Genomic DNA, 15,338 nt, shown 5'->3' with positions numbered 1-15,338 from the left:
AATATCAATTTCTTGACAGGAAGTCAGGGGGGATGTTACACTTGTTTTCATTACAAAGGATGGAATGAAGATGGGAATAGCATTGTATCAACTATTGGCGCAGGAATTTTTTAAGGATTTTTATATTGTGGCGGGAAGAAAGGGAATATCCAAGGAGGTGCAGGGAGTTGCGGTCATGGACGCACCCGACGCGCTCAGGTGGACGAAAGGGAAGGAACTGATCATAACTTCGGGGTATGCCCTGTCAAAGGAACCGCACTGTCTGGAGCAGAATTTCCTGGAGGGAACGGCACAGTTATCGGCCGGGCTGATGATAAAAAGAGGGCGTTATATCGATACGATTCCGGAGCACGTCATTGCGCTCTTTGATAAGTACGATGTGCCGCTGATCAGTATGCCCTTTGAGATCGCGTTTATGGAAGTCATCAATCAGGTAAATGTGGCTGTGATGAACCAGGCATTTAAGCGGTTTCGTATTCAGAATGACAGTGTGTTTCAGCTTACGAATCTGAGTTTTAAGGAAAGAAAGATCAAAAAGATCCTGCAGGCGGTGGAAGCGGAGATGAGTTTCCCGGCGTTTCTGTACGATGTAAATGAGGAAAGCTCCTACTATAGTTCGGCTAATTTCAGGAGGATTTCGGAGTCCTTTCATCTGAGAGACGAGGATTACTGGAAGCCTTCTATGGAGTATACCAGGCATACCTTGTGCGAGCATATGCATATGATCCGGTATCGGCTGATCGATCCGAAGAATCCCGATGGTCCCAGAATCAGCTGGGTGCTGATTCCGATTATCATGAACGATGTGACGCAGGCGTTTTTTGTGGTAATGGAGTCGAAGGAGTTTCTGGATTATTGTGACGAGTATTCTATACGGATTGCCTTTCTGGAGCTGCAATCCGTATATGAACAGATTATGGTCGCGCAAAGCGTTGGGAATATCGGGTTTGAGAACTTTATATTGTTCGCACTGAATTATGATGAGGAAGACAAAGAAAGGCTGATTTATCAGGCGAGCCAGCATGGGATATCCATGTCTAAAAAGTATATCTGCATGTTGTTTTCCCAGACCGGGGATGAGACGGTAAACGCCCGGGATGAGCGGAAGAATTTTGTGCGGGCGTTTCAGGACAGCGGCGTTTCCAAATACGGGAAGATGGCATTTCTTGACGAAAGTAACGGCCTGATCCTTTGGGATATTCAGGAAAAATCTACTTGCAGTCTGGAATATTTAAGCGGTCTTCTGGAAGAGTTCAGGCAGAAGATAAAAGAAAAATGCGGCGGTATGGAGCTGGAGTTTGCTATTTACCGTGAGGAGAGCAATCTGCTGTCCCTGAAAAAGAGTGTGCAGAGGTGCCAGAAGGTGCTGAAGATGGGACGACAGTTGTTTCCGCAGAATCGGATCTGGGATTATGAGATGCTGGGACCTTATGCGTGGTTCGACATCCAGGAGGAGGAACTGGAAGTTATGCTGAGCCAGTACCGTCTGCTAATGCAGGACGAGAAGAACAGAGAGCTTTTGAAGACGCTGAAGGTGTATTTGGAAAATAATATGAATTACAGCGTCACGGCGGAGAAAATGTATGTTCATATCAACACGATCCGAAAAAGAATCAGCAGATTAAGGGAGATCCTTGATCTGCCGTTAGAGGATCGGATTGCCAGGCTTAAGGTTGAGATGCTGCTGCAATTCCTGAATTTGTAGCGGGTGCGTTGGAGTTTCCTGGGAAAGGGAACTTGACAAGCAGGCTGTTTGATGTTAGCATCAGGAGTATAAAAACAAATGTGGATTTTTCTGGTCTATCCATTTTTCGCCACACAATTACTTTTTGTAATTGTGTGGTTTTTTGCTGTCAGGCATACGGCAAAAACGACCGGTGGCCGTTTTTTAGCTGCCGGCATATAGGGATGGAGGCCAGACAGTATTTATCATGGAAATAAGGAGGAATGAAGCATGAATGAAACGTTTATGAAAGAGAAGCCGATCTTACCGCTCATTACGTCCATGGCGCTTCCGATGGTAATATCGATGCTCGTGAATTCTTTATACAATATTGTCGACAGCTTTTTCGTGGCGAAGATCAGCGAGGACGCGATGACTGCGCTTTCTTTGGTCTTCCCGGTCCAGAATTTTGTGAGTGCGGTGGCGATCGGTTTTGGAATAGGAATCAACGCAGTGATCGCATTTTATCTGGGGGCGGATGATGAGGAGAAGGCAAATATCACGGCAGTACACGGGCTGGTGCTGTCTCTGACACACGGAATCGTGATGATGATAGGTTCTATTGCGGTGATGCCTGCATTTCTCGGAAGATTTACATCGGCGGAGCAGGTGGTGGATCTTGGAATGAAATATTCAAGAATCGTCTTTGCATTTTCTCCGGTACTTGCATTATGTCTGTATTTTGAGAAGGTCTTTCAGGCAGTAGGAAAGATGAAGGTCGGTATGGTGAGTATGCTGGCAGGGTGTATTACAAATATTATTTTGGATCCGATCATGATTTTTGGGCTCGGTCCATTCCCGGCTATGGGAATCAGCGGGGCGGCGCTTGCTACCGGAATCGGTCAGGTGGTGTCGACCGCTGTTCACCTGGTCGTCTATACGGCGCGTCCGATTCGCGTGCGGATCAGGAAAAAATATTTCGTGCGAAACGGGGGGATTGACAGGAAGCTCTATGCGATCGGGGTACCGGCGATTTTGAATCTGGCGCTTCCGTCCGTATTGATCTCGGCTTTTAATGCGATCCTTTCTGAATATTCGCAGATTTATGTAGTGATCCTGGGGATTTACTATAAGCTGCAGACATTCCTCTATCTGCCGGCAAGCGGGATTATCCAGGGCATGCGCCCGGTGATCGGTTACAATTACGGCGCGGGAGAGAAAAAGAGGGTAAAACAGATCTATTATATGACGATTGGGCTGTGCGGTGCGATCATGGCGGTGGGAACGGTGATCTGTCTTGCGATTCCGGGGCAGCTGATCGGTCTGTTCACGGAGAATCAGGAGACGATTCTGGCGGGACAGACGGCACTGCGGATCATCAGCGCCGGATTTATTATTTCTGCGGTTTCCGTGACCGCTTCCGGTGCGCTTGAAGGGCTCGGAAAAGGGGCGCCGTCTCTGGCAATTTCACTGTCACGGTATATTGTGGTCATTATCCCGGTGGCGTTTGCGTTAAGCAGAATCTGGGGACCTGTGGGGGCCTGGAATGCGTTCTGGATCACTGAGGTAGTGACGGCAGGAGTCGCGTTTGCGGTGATGCGTTTGCAGATAAAATAATCACAGAGACGCGTGCTTTTATAAAATAGCTTTTATAAAATAGTAGGAAAAGAAAAGAGACAAGCTGAAAGAAAGACCTTGACTTTAGCGGCCAGGTATGGTATTCTATCCTAGCGAATGGAAGTATAGGTCTTTTTTTTATGCCTATTTTTAACACCCTGGAGTTCCTATACAGAACTCTGGTGACAGCCTCGCAAGCTGTCGTGTAACTGAAAATAAGAACATAAAAGCGAGGTGGAAGTTGTGCGTACAAGAATTACTCTGGAATGTACAGAATGCAAACATCGTAACTACAACATGACGAAGGATAAGAAATCTCATCCTGAGCGTATGGAGACGAAGAAGTATTGTAGATTCTGCAAATCACACACAGTGCACAAAGAGACGAAATAGTCGCTGAAGGGAAGTGAATGTTATGGGAGATTCTAAAGAAACGAGCAAGACGCCTTTTTTCAAAGGACTGAAAGCAGAGTTTAAGAAGATAATCTGGCCAGACAAAACCACACTTGCCAAGCAGACGGCGGCAGTCGTATCCGTTTCCGTTATTTTAGGGGCTATCATCACGATCGCTGATATCCTTGTGAAATTCGGAATTGATTTATTGGTTAGATAAGATACTGATAAATGATGACGCAGGAAAGGTGATTTTATGGCAGAAGCAAAATGGTATGTGGTTCATACCTATTCCGGGTATGAGAACAAAGTAAAGGCAAACATTGACAAGACGATCGAGAACCGCCATCTGGAAGAAGAGATTCTTGAGGTGCGCGTACCGATGCAGGAAGTCGTGGAACTGAAGAACGGGGTGCAGAAGGCTGCGCAGAAGAAGCTGTTCCCGGGCTATGTTCTGATTCATATGATCATGAATGACGATACCTGGTACGTTGTCCGCAATACCAGAGGCGTGACAGGCTTCGTAGGTCCCGGGTCCAAACCTGTTCCGCTTACGGAAGCTGAGATGGAACCGCTTGGTATCCACAAAGAGAATATAGTCGTTGCTTATGAGGAAGGCGATACCGTAACGGTTACTGCCGGAGCCTGGGAAGGCACAGTCGGTGTTGTCCAGTCTATTAATCCACAGAAGCAGAGCCTGACGATCAATGTTGAACTGTTCGGCCGCGAAACGCCGGTAGAAATCAGTTTCGCAGAAGTCAAAAAAATGTAGCTTTATGCAAGGCAAAGAACACGTGGGAGGGAAATCCCCGCAAATACCACAAGGAGGTACTTTAAAATGGCAAAAAAAGTTTCAGGTTATATCAAATTACAGATTCCGGCCGGAAAGGCAACTCCGGCACCACCGGTTGGTCCGGCACTTGGACAGCACGGTGTAAATATCGTTGAATTTACGAAGCAGTTCAACGCAAGAACAGCAGACCAGGGCGACCTGATCATTCCTGTTGTTATCACTGTTTACAGTGACAGAAGCTTCAGCTTCATCACAAAGACACCGCCGGCAGCAGTTCTGATCAAGAAGGCATGTGGCCTTAAGTCCGGTTCAGGCGTACCGAACAAGACCAAAGTTGCAAAGATCACCAAAGCTCAGGTAAAAGAGATCGCAGAGCTTAAACTGCCGGATCTGAACGCAGCATCCGTAGAGGCAGCCATGAGCATGATCGAAGGAACCTGCCGAAGCATGGGCGTAACTGTTGTAGAGTAGGCCGAAAGCAACTTGGCGAGGTATTTTCGAGCCTAGTGCGAGGCCGTTCTCTGAGATTAGCGAATCCGAGCCGCAGGCGAAAGATGAGGTTAGCGAAGAGAACTTCCTTAAGAAAGCAACTTGGCGAGGTATTTTCGAGCCTAGTGCGAGGCCGTTCTCTGAGATTAGCGAATCCGAGCCGCAGGCGAAGGATGAGGTTAGCGAAGAGAACTTCCTTAAGAAAGCAACTTGAACTGTAAACAAAAACGTGGGAGGGACATCCCGTAATTACCACTAGGAGGTATTAACATGAAAAGAGGAAAGAAATATGTAGAGAACGCAAAACAGGTGGACAGAAGCGTTCTTTATGATAAAGCAGAAGCAATCGCACTGGTTAAGAAGTGTGCGAATGCTAAATTTGACGAAACAATCGAAGCTCATGTCAGAACAGGCTGTGACGGACGTCACGCTGACCAGCAGATCCGTGGCGCAGTTGTACTGCCGCACGGAACCGGTAAAAAAGTTCGTATCCTTGTATTTGCTAAGGATGCTAAGGCTGAGGAAGCTAAAGCAGCAGGAGCAGATTACGTAGGCGGAGCTGAACTGGTACCGAAGATCCAGAATGAGAACTGGTTCGAATTTGATGTTGTTGTTGCTACACCGGACATGATGGGTATCGTAGGACGTCTGGGACGTGTACTTGGACCGAAGGGCTTAATGCCGAACCCGAAGGCTGGTACCGTAACCATGGATGTTACCAAAGCAATCAACGATATCAAAGCTGGTAAGATTGAGTACAGATTGGATAAGACCAACATTATCCACGTGCCATTAGGAAAAGCTTCTTTCACTGAAGAGCAGTTAGCGGACAACTTCCAGACGCTTATGGACGCTATTAATAAAGCAAGACCGGCAGCAGTAAAAGGTCAGTTCTTAAAGAGTGTGACCCTTACTTCTACAATGGGACCGGGCGTGAAGCTCAACCCGATGAAGCTGGTTTAATCGCTTAGATTAAAAAGCCATGTTTGATGAACTCCCTGTGGATTATTCTGCGGGGAGTTTTTGCTTTATTGCCAAGCATACCTGAGTGAACGTCCAGTGGACGTTCATCTCGGCGAGGAAGGTGCTGTACGTTCTTTGGACAAAATGCACTTTGTAAGGTGAAACTGCTCTATGGGTAAAGGAAAGCCGTATGGAGGTAACAATGTGCGACTCGTAGAAAAGAAGTCGCTGCTATGTAACTGGCTCGCACGCAGAGAATATTAAAAAGCACATTTTTTAAAAAATATATTGACATGTAAACATAGATATGCTACTATACTCAAGTAACTGCCAGAGACAGTAGGTGCTGAAAAGCGTAAGGATTAAAACGCCTACCGAGGAAGAACAAATTCGAGATATGATGAATTTATGCGTCTCCCTGTCTTTTGGACAAGGGGATTTTTTTATTCCAGGCAGCTCATAAATACTATAAGGAGGTGCACTATTCGTGGCAAAAGTTGAATTAAAACAACCAATCGTACAGGCAATCGTGGATGATATCACAGACGCTCAGTCAATCGTGCTGGTTGACTACCGCGGATTAACTGTTGCAGAAGATACAGAACTTCGTAAACAGTTAAGAGAAGCTGGTGTGATCTACAAAGTCTGCAAAAACACAATGATGAAGAGAGCTTTTGAAGGAACAGATTTTGCACAGCTTGACGAATATCTGGAAGGACCGAACGCTATCGCTATTTCTAAAGACGATGCAACGGCTCCGGCAAGAATCATCTGCAAGTTCGCAAAGACAGCTAAGGCTCTTGAAGTAAAAGCTGGTGTGGTTGAAGGCTCAGTTTACGATGCTGACGGCGTGAATGCATTATCACAGATTCCGTCCAGAGAAGAACTCTTGTCCAAATTACTTGGAAGCTTACAGTCACCGATCACCAACCTGGCCCGCGTTCTTAATCAGATCGCAGAACAGAACGGCGCTCCGGCTGAGGCAGCAGAGGCTGTAGAGGAAGCTCCGGCAGCTGAGTAATTCAGAAACGGAATATTTTAAAGTCAAAGTGAAGTTCACTTTATTAAAACAAAAATCAAATGGAGGAAAATAAAATGGCAAAATTAACAACAGCAGAATTTATTGAAGCTATCAAAGAATTATCTGTATTAGAATTAAATGAATTAGTTAAAGCATGTGAAGAAGAATTTGGTGTATCTGCAGCAGCAGGCGTTGTAGTTGCAGCAGCAGGCGCAGACGCTCCGGCAGAAGAAGAAAAGACTGAATTCGATGTTGAATTAGTAGCAGCAGGCGCTTCTAAGGTTAAAGTAATCAAAGTTGTTCGTGAGATTACCGGACTTGGACTTAAGGAAGCTAAGGCACTCGTTGACGAGGCTCCGAAGACAGTTAAAGAGGCTGTTTCCAAGGCAGAGGCTGAGGAGATCAAGGCTAAACTTGAAGCTGAGGGTGCAGAAGTTAACGTTAAGTAATTTGGCTTATCATAATGAATCCATAGGGGGATGCCATGCAGGTGTTGCATTGGCATCCTTTTTTATTTCGTAGGAAAATACCAATTCCATCCAATTTATGAAAACATTTCTAAAACTAATTGAGAAAACAATGCATAAACTTTTTGAAAAAGTCCTTGACAACCCCGAAAAGGCTATGATAAACTAAAAAATGCGCTATTGTGGACACTTACGCCATAAGTGCGCCCTAATGATAGGCGGAGATAACCCGAAAATTAATTATATAAGGAGTGAAACGTCAATGGAGAAAAACAGAATTCGTCCCATCACAACCGGAAAAAGCATGCGCATGAGTTATTCCAGACAAAAAGAAGTGCTCCAAATGCCGAACCTGATCGAAGTTCAGAAGGATTCCTACCAGTGGTTCCTGGACAAAGGATTAAATGAAGTGTTTGATGACATTTCGCCGATTACTGATTACAGCGGTAATCTGAGCCTGGATTTCGTGGATTTTAAATTGTGCGAAGACGAGGTGAAGTACTCAATCGACGAGTGCAAGAAGAGGGATGCAACTTATGCAGCCCCGCTTAAGGTGCGTGTGAGACTTCGCAATAAGGAAACAGATGAGATTAATGAACATGAGATATTCATGGGTGATTTGCCTTTGATGACCAAGACAGGCACTTTCGTAATTAATGGTGCGGAGCGTGTTATCGTAAGTCAGCTGGTACGTTCGCCCGGTATTTATTATGCGATCACGCATGACAAGATTGGTAAAGAGTTATATTCCTGTACAGTTATTCCGAACCGAGGCGCATGGCTGGAATACGAGACAGACTCCAATGACGTTTTCTATGTAAGAGTTGATAGAACAAGGAAGGTGCCGATCACGGTTTTGATTCGTGCGCTTGGCGTGGGAACCAATGCGGAGATTCTGGAATTGTTCGGTGAAGAGCCGAAGATTCTTGCAAGTTTTTCCAAGGACACTGCTGAGAATTATCAGGAAGGTCTGTTAGAGCTGTATAAAAAGATCCGTCCGGGTGAGCCGCTGGCAGTGGATAGTGCGGAGAGCCTGATCACCAGCATGTTCTTTGACCCGAGACGTTATGATCTTGCCAAGGTCGGACGTTACAAATTTAATAAGAAGCTCCTTCTCAGAAACCGTATCTGCGGACAGGTACTGGCTGATGATGTGGTAAGTGCTATCACCGGTGAAGTGGTAGCCGAAAAAGGCATAGCTGTTACCAGAGAACTGGCAGATGCGATTCAGAATGCGGCCGTACCGTATGTATGGATCGAGCGTGAAGAGGGAGAACGCGATATCAAAGTGCTGTCAAGCATGATGGTAGATTTGAGAGCAGTTGTGGATATTGACCCGAAGGAAGTGGGCGTGACAGAGCTTGTATATTATCCGGTACTGGCTTCTATTTTGGAGGAGACAGGCGGAGATATCGATGAGATGAAAGACGCGATCCGCAGAAATATCCATGAACTGATTCCGAAGCACATTACGAAGGAAGATATTTTTGCTTCCATTAACTATAACATGCATCTGGAATATGGCATGGGAAATGATGATGATATTGACCATTTGGGAAACCGTCGTATTCGTTCCGTGGGAGAACTTCTGCAGAACCAGTACAGAATCGGTCTGTCCAGATTGGAGAGAGTGGTAAGAGAGAGAATGACGACCCAGGATCTGGAAGGAATCTCTCCGCAGTCTCTGATCAACATCAAACCGGTAACAGCGGCAGTGAAGGAATTCTTTGGTTCCTCTCAGCTGTCCCAGTTCATGGACCAGAACAACCCGCTTGGCGAGCTTACTCACAAGAGACGTCTGTCCGCACTTGGACCGGGCGGTCTGTCAAGAGAGAGAGCCGGATTCGAGGTTCGTGACGTACATTATTCCCACTACGGAAGAATGTGCCCGATCGAGACTCCTGAGGGACCGAACATTGGTCTTATCAACTCTCTGGCATGTTACGCGAGAATTAACGAGTACGGATTCGTGGAGGCTCCGTACCGAAAGATAGATAAGACAGATCCGAAGAATCCGGTGGTTACAGACGAAGTAGTCTACATGACCGCAGACGAAGAGGACAATTACCATGTAGCACAGGCGAACGAGGCGCTTGACGCGGAAGGACATTTTATCCGTAAGAACGTATCCGGTCGTTATCGCGAAGAGACACAGGAATATGAGAGAAGTATGTTCGATTACATGGACGTTTCTCCGAAGATGGTGTTCTCCGTTGCGACAGCCCTGATCCCGTTTCTGGAGAACGACGACGCGAACCGTGCGCTGATGGGATCGAACATGCAGCGTCAGGCCGTACCGCTTCTGATGACCGAGGCTCCCGTTGTAGGAACCGGTATGGAAGTGAAATCAGCGGTCGACTCCGGCGTATGTATCGTGGCAGAGCAGGGAGGTGTGGTAGAGCGCTCTACTTCCTCTGAGATTGTGATCAAACAGGATGATAAGACAAGAAAATCATATAAACTGACCAAGTTCCTTAGAAGTAACCAGAGCAACTGCTACAATCAGAGACCGATCGTAGTAAAGGGCGAGCGTGTGGAAGAAGGACAGGTCATTGCAGACGGACCGTCTACTTCTAACGGAGAGATGGCTCTGGGCAAGAACCCGCTGATCGGATTTATGACCTGGGAGGGTTATAACTACGAGGATGCGGTACTGTTAAGCGAGAGACTGGTACAGGAAGATGTCTACACTTCCGTACACATTGAAGAATACGAGGCAGAGTCCCGTGATACCAAGCTGGGACCGGAGGAGATCACCCGCGATATCCCCGGCGTGGGAGACGATGCGCTGAAAGATCTTGACGAGAGAGGTATTATCCGTATTGGCGCTGAGGTGCGTGCCGGAGATATCCTGGTAGGTAAGGTAACTCCGAAGGGAGAGACTGAGCTGACAGCAGAGGAGAGACTACTCCGTGCGATCTTCGGTGAGAAGGCGCGGGAGGTAAGAGATACTTCCCTTAAGGTTCCCCATGGAGAATACGGTATCGTTGTAGAGGCCAAGGTATTTACCAGAGAGAACGGCGACGAGCTGTCTCCGGGAGTGAATCAGGCAGTGCGTATCTACATCGCACAGAAGAGAAAGATCTCCGTAGGTGACAAGATGGCCGGCCGTCATGGTAACAAGGGTGTTGTTTCCCGTGTGCTTCCGGTAGAGGATATGCCGTTCTTGCCGAACGGACGTCCGCTTGACATCGTGCTGAACCCGCTGGGCGTGCCTTCCCGTATGAATATCGGACAGGTACTTGAGATTCACTTAAGCCTTGCTGCAAAAGCACTTGGATTTAACGTTGCAACGCCGGTATTTGACGGTGCGAACGAGAATGATATCATGGATACTCTGGACCTGGCAAATGACTATGTCAACCTGTCATGGGAAGAGTTTGAAGCGAAGCATAAAGAAGAACTTCTCCCGGAGGTAATGGAATACCTCTATGAGAACAGAGATCACAGAGAACTCTGGAAGGGCGTGCCGATTTCCAGAGATGGTAAGGTCCGCCTGCGTGACGGACGTACCGGCGAGTATTTTGACAGCCCGGTAACGATCGGACACATGCATTACCTGAAACTGCATCATCTGGTAGACGATAAGATCCATGCGCGTTCTACCGGTCCGTACTCTCTGGTTACACAGCAGCCGCTGGGTGGTAAAGCACAGTTCGGTGGTCAGCGTTTCGGTGAGATGGAGGTATGGGCGCTGGAGGCCTATGGTGCATCCTACACCTTGCAGGAGATCCTGACCATGAAGTCCGACGACGTGGTAGGACGTGTGAAGACCTACGAAGCGATCATCAAGGGCGAGAATATTCCGGAACCGGGTATTCCGGAGTCATTCAAGGTGCTCTTAAAAGAGCTGCAGTCTCTGGGTCTGGATGTACGTGTACTCCGCGATGACAATACGGAAGTGGAGATTATGGAGAGTTCGGATTACGGCGACACGAATCTGAACCACATTATTGAAGGTGACAGAAGATATCAGGACCGTGAGGACTATGGTAAGCACGGATACAGCCAGCAGGAATTCGAGGATGGCGAGCTGGTAGATATTGAAGAAGAGCCGGATGATGACGACCTGGATTTTGACGACGGGTACGATGACGGCGATATACCGGATTATGATGATGATATGGACTTAGAATAGGGAGGATGCCGATATGACAGAGAATAAAAACGAAGCAACGTATCAGCCGATGACTTTCGATGCGATTAAGATTGGTCTGGCGTCTCCGGAAAAGATTATGGAATGGTCACACGGCGAAGTGACCAAACCGGAAACCATCAATTACAGAACTCTGAAGCCGGAACGGGACGGTCTCTACTGTGAGAGAATCTTCGGACCGAGCAAGGACTGGGAATGCCACTGTGGTAAATACAAAAAGATTCGTTATAAAGGCGTTGTCTGCGACCGGTGCGGCGTTGAGGTTACCAAATCCAGCGTGCGCCGTGAGCGTATGGGGCATATTTCCCTGGCAGCTCCGGTATCCCATATCTGGTATTTTAAGGGAATTCCCAGCCGTATGGGTCTGATCCTTGACTTATCTCCGAGAACTCTGGAGAGAGTCCTGTATTTTGCATCTTATATCGTGCTAGACAAAGGGGAAACGGATCTTCAGAACAAGCAGATCCTCTCTGAAGCCGAGTATCAGGAAGCAAGAGAGAACTGGGGCAATGCGTTCCGTGTAGGAATGGGTGCAGAGGCGATCAAAGAGCTTCTTGAAGCTATTGATCTGGATAAAGAATATGAAGAACTGCAGAGCGGTCTGGAGAATGCTACAGGCCAGAAACGTGCGCGTATTGTGAAACGTCTGGAAGTGGTAGAAGCGTTCCGTGAGTCCGGTAACAAACCGGAATGGATGATCATGACTGTAATCCCGGTTATTCCGCCGGATCTGCGTCCTATGGTACAGCTTGATGGCGGACGTTTTGCGACCTCCGACCTTAATGACCTGTATCGTAGAATTATCAATAGAAATAACCGTTTGAAGAGACTTCTTGAACTGGGAGCACCGGATATCATTGTGAGAAATGAGAAGAGAATGCTCCAGGAGGCGGTAGATGCCCTGATCGACAACGGCCGCCGCGGACGTCCGGTAACAGGACCGGGTAACCGTGCACTTAAATCTCTTTCCGATATGCTGAAAGGTAAATCCGGACGTTTCCGTCAGAACCTTTTGGGTAAACGTGTGGACTATTCAGGACGTTCCGTTATCGTCGTAGGACCGGAACTCAAGATTTACCAGTGCGGACTTCCAAAAGAGATGGCTATCGAGCTGTTCAAGCCTTTTGTAATGAAGGAGCTGGTAGAAAGCGGAGCTGCACACAATATTAAGAATGCCAAGAAAATGGTAGAGCGTCTCCAGCCGGAGGTATGGGATGTGCTTGAGGATGTAATCAAAGAGCATCCGGTTATGCTGAACCGTGCCCCCACACTGCACAGACTTGGAATCCAGGCTTTCGAGCCGATTCTGGTAGAGGGTAAGGCGATCAAGCTGCACCCGCTGGTATGTACCGCATTCAACGCAGACTTTGACGGCGACCAGATGGCTGTCCATCTGCCACTTTCCGTTGAGGCACAGGCAGAGTGCCGTTTCCTTCTGCTCTCGCCGAACAACCTGCTGAAACCGTCTGATGGCGGTCCGGTAGCGGTTCCGTCCCAGGATATGGTACTTGGTATCTATTACCTGACTCAGGAGAGACCGGGTGCGCTGGGCGAAGGCAAATACTTCAAGAATGTGAATGAAGCGATCCTGGCATATGAGAACAATGCACTTACGCTTCATTCCAGAATTAAAGCGCGTGTGACAAAGACGATGCCGGATGGTACGGAAAAGACCGGTATAGTAGAGTCCACGTTGGGACGTTTCATTTTCAATGAGATCATTCCGCAGGATCTGGGCTTTGTGGACAGAGAGAAGGAAGGCAATGAGCTTCTCCTTGAGATCGACTTCCACGTAGGAAAGAAACAGCTCAAGAAGATTCTGGAGAAGGTTATCAATACACATGGGGCATCTGCGACAGCAGAAGTGCTCGACAGTGTAAAAGCAATCGGCTACAAGTATTCTACGAGAGCCGCCATGACGGTATCTATTTCCGACATGACCGTGCCGCCGCAGAAACCGGAGCTGATTCAGAGAGCGCAGGATACCGTGGATAAGATCACAAGAAACTTTAAGCGTGGTCTGATTACGGAGGAAGAGCGTTACAAAGAAGTAGTAGAGACATGGAAGCAGACTGACGATGAGCTGACAGAGGCACTGCTTTCCGGTCTTGACAGATATAACAACATCTTTATGATGGCGGATTCAGGAGCCCGTGGTTCTGATAAGCAGATCAAACAGCTTGCCGGAATGCGTGGACTGATGGCAGATACGACCGGACGTACCATTGAGCTGCCGATCAAGTCGAACTTCCGTGAAGGTCTGGACGTATTGGAGTACTTCATGTCTGCTCATGGAGCGAGAAAAGGACTTTCTGATACCGCGCTTCGTACAGCCGACTCCGGATACCTGACAAGACGTCTTGTTGACGTTTCACAGGAGCTTATTATCCGTGAGGTAGACTGTGTAGAGAAGGGCGAAGAGATCCCAGGTATGTATGTTCATGCGTTTATGGACAACAATGAGGAGATCGAGAGCCTGCAGGATCGTATTACGGGAAGATATTCCTGCCATACGATCTATGACAAAGACGGCAATGTGCTTGTAAAAGCAAATCATATGATCACACCGAAACGTGCAGAAAGAATCATGAAATACGGTGTAGATGAAGATGGAAATCACCCGATCAAGAAGGTTAAGATCCGTACCATTCTTACCTGTAAATCGCATGTAGGTATCTGTGCAAAATGTTATGGAGCCAACATGGCAACAGGTGAGGCTGTTCAGGTGGGAGAGGCTGTCGGAATCATCGCGGCACAGTCCATCGGAGAGCCGGGTACCCAGCTTACCATGCGTACCTTCCATACCGGCGGTGTTGCGGGTGATGATATCACACAGGGTCTTCCCCGCGTCGAGGAGCTTTTCGAGGCGAGAAAACCGAAAGGTCTTGCCATTATTACAGAGTTTGGCGGTATTGCGAACATTAATGATACCAAGAAGAAACGTGAGGTCATTGTGACCAATCCGGAGACGGGAGAAAGCAAAGCATACCTGATTCCGTATGGTTCCAGAATCAAAGTTATGGACGGTGCAGTTCTTGAGGCCGGTGACGAGTTGACAGAGGGTAGTATCAACCCGCATGACCTGCTTAAGATCAAAGGCCTGCGCGCAGTTCAGGATTATATGCTTCAGGAAGTACAGAGAGTATACAGGCTTCAGGGTGTTGATATCAACGACAAGCATATTGAGGTGATCGTGCGTCAGATGCTTAAGAAGATTCGTGTTGAGGAAAGAGGAGATACAGAGTTCCTGCCGGGAACCGTAGTAGATGTTCTGGAATTCAACGAGACCAACGAGAAACTGGTGGCTGAAGGCAAGGAGCCGGCAGTAGGCGAACAGATTATGCTTGGTATCACGAAAGCGTCTCTGGCAACAGAATCCTTCCTGTCCTCCGCGTCCTTCCAGGAGACCACAAAGGTTCTTACGGAGGCTGCAATTAAGGGTAAAGTCGATCATCTGATCGGTCTTAAAGAGAACGTTATCATCGGCAAACTGATTCCGGCCGGAACAGGTATGAGAAAATACCGCGACGTTAAGCTGAACACAGAGACCGAGCTTGATGACGAGATCAGCTTTGAGGAATTAGACGAGGAAGCAACCGAAAGCAGCGAGGCATCACAGGAAGAAATGCAGGAGGATGCTGCTGCGGAAGAGATGGCCGAAGTGACGGAAGCTGTGGAAGAGATGGTCGGAGTGGAAGAAGCTGCAGAAGAGGAAGAAGAATTGACAGGCGTAGAGGCGGAGTAGCCTGTGCCTGTATAGAGATACCGGGAGATGA

General features: G+C 47.7%; 11 protein-coding genes and 1 other annotated feature. All 11 genes read left to right on the top strand.

Annotated features, from left to right (window positions below; genetic code table 11):
* Positions 1 to 70: 70 nt before the first annotated feature.
* Positions 71 to 1,705, top strand: a complete 1,635-nt coding sequence (locus tag ABXS75_17860; protein XCP84876.1) for a PucR family transcriptional regulator — start codon at positions 71 to 73, stop codon at positions 1,703 to 1,705.
* A gap of 249 nt (positions 1,706 to 1,954) precedes the next feature.
* Complete coding sequence (locus ABXS75_17855; GenBank protein XCP84875.1) at positions 1,955 to 3,280, top strand: MATE family efflux transporter; 1,326 nt, start codon at positions 1,955 to 1,957, stop codon at positions 3,278 to 3,280.
* A gap of 243 nt (positions 3,281 to 3,523) precedes the next feature.
* Positions 3,524 to 3,673, top strand: a complete 150-nt coding sequence (gene rpmG / locus ABXS75_17850; protein ID XCP84874.1) for a 50S ribosomal protein L33 — start codon at positions 3,524 to 3,526, stop codon at positions 3,671 to 3,673.
* A gap of 22 nt (positions 3,674 to 3,695) precedes the next feature.
* Positions 3,696 to 3,893 carry a preprotein translocase subunit SecE gene (secE, locus tag ABXS75_17845; protein XCP84873.1) on the top strand — a complete coding sequence of 66 codons (198 nt, stop codon included), beginning with the start codon at positions 3,696 to 3,698 and terminating at the stop codon, positions 3,891 to 3,893.
* A 36-nt stretch (positions 3,894 to 3,929) separates the two neighbouring features.
* Positions 3,930 to 4,445, top strand: a complete 516-nt coding sequence (gene nusG, locus ABXS75_17840) for a transcription termination/antitermination protein NusG (GenBank protein XCP84872.1) — start codon at positions 3,930 to 3,932, stop codon at positions 4,443 to 4,445.
* A gap of 66 nt (positions 4,446 to 4,511) precedes the next feature.
* Positions 4,512 to 4,937: a 50S ribosomal protein L11 gene (rplK, locus tag ABXS75_17835; GenBank protein XCP84871.1), complete on the top strand. Its 426-nt coding sequence runs from the start codon at positions 4,512 to 4,514 to the stop codon at positions 4,935 to 4,937.
* Positions 4,938 to 5,225: 288 nt separating this feature from the next.
* On the top strand, positions 5,226 to 5,918 hold the full coding sequence (gene rplA / locus ABXS75_17830) for a 50S ribosomal protein L1 (GenBank protein ID XCP84870.1): 693 nt from the start codon (positions 5,226 to 5,228) through the stop codon (positions 5,916 to 5,918).
* 312 nt (positions 5,919 to 6,230) lie between these two features.
* Positions 6,231 to 6,371: a sequence feature (ribosomal protein L10 leader region), on the top strand.
* A gap of 34 nt (positions 6,372 to 6,405) precedes the next feature.
* Positions 6,406 to 6,939, top strand: a complete 534-nt coding sequence (rplJ, locus tag ABXS75_17825; GenBank protein ID XCP84869.1) for a 50S ribosomal protein L10 — start codon at positions 6,406 to 6,408, stop codon at positions 6,937 to 6,939.
* A gap of 74 nt (positions 6,940 to 7,013) precedes the next feature.
* Positions 7,014 to 7,388: a 50S ribosomal protein L7/L12 gene (gene rplL, locus ABXS75_17820; GenBank protein ID XCP84868.1), complete on the top strand. Its 375-nt coding sequence runs from the start codon at positions 7,014 to 7,016 to the stop codon at positions 7,386 to 7,388.
* Positions 7,389 to 7,668: 280 nt separating this feature from the next.
* Positions 7,669 to 11,544 (top strand): DNA-directed RNA polymerase subunit beta, encoded by a 3,876-nt coding sequence (locus ABXS75_17815; protein ID XCP84867.1) that lies wholly within the window; start codon positions 7,669 to 7,671, stop codon positions 11,542 to 11,544.
* 13 nt (positions 11,545 to 11,557) lie between these two features.
* A complete protein-coding gene (gene rpoC / locus ABXS75_17810) occupies positions 11,558 to 15,307 on the top strand; it encodes a DNA-directed RNA polymerase subunit beta' (protein XCP84866.1) in 3,750 nt (1,249 codons plus the stop codon).
* Positions 15,308 to 15,338 lie beyond the last annotated feature (31 nt).

The sequence above is a fragment of the Roseburia hominis genome, assembly GCA_040702975.1.
In the GTDB taxonomy this organism is placed as follows: domain Bacteria; phylum Bacillota; class Clostridia; order Lachnospirales; family Lachnospiraceae; genus Allocoprococcus; species Allocoprococcus hominis_A.
This window is presented reverse-complemented; position numbering and strand designations above follow the sequence as displayed.

What these genes read in the sequence shown, in the direction of transcription:
- ABXS75_17860 (XCP84876.1), top strand. Translation starts at nt 71, where the DNA reads ATGGGAATAGCATTGTATCAACTATTGGCGCAGGAATTTTTTAAGGAT.
- ABXS75_17855 (XCP84875.1), top strand. Translation starts at nt 1,955, where the DNA reads ATGAATGAAACGTTTATGAAAGAGAAGCCGATCTTACCGCTCATTACG.
- secE (XCP84873.1), top strand. Translation starts at nt 3,696, where the DNA reads ATGGGAGATTCTAAAGAAACGAGCAAGACGCCTTTTTTCAAAGGACTG.
- nusG (XCP84872.1), top strand. Translation starts at nt 3,930, where the DNA reads ATGGCAGAAGCAAAATGGTATGTGGTTCATACCTATTCCGGGTATGAG.
- rplK (XCP84871.1), top strand. Translation starts at nt 4,512, where the DNA reads ATGGCAAAAAAAGTTTCAGGTTATATCAAATTACAGATTCCGGCCGGA.
- rplA (XCP84870.1), top strand. Translation starts at nt 5,226, where the DNA reads ATGAAAAGAGGAAAGAAATATGTAGAGAACGCAAAACAGGTGGACAGA.
- rplL (XCP84868.1), top strand. Translation starts at nt 7,014, where the DNA reads ATGGCAAAATTAACAACAGCAGAATTTATTGAAGCTATCAAAGAATTA.
- ABXS75_17815 (XCP84867.1), top strand. Translation starts at nt 7,669, where the DNA reads ATGGAGAAAAACAGAATTCGTCCCATCACAACCGGAAAAAGCATGCGC.
- rpoC (XCP84866.1), top strand. Translation starts at nt 11,558, where the DNA reads ATGACAGAGAATAAAAACGAAGCAACGTATCAGCCGATGACTTTCGAT.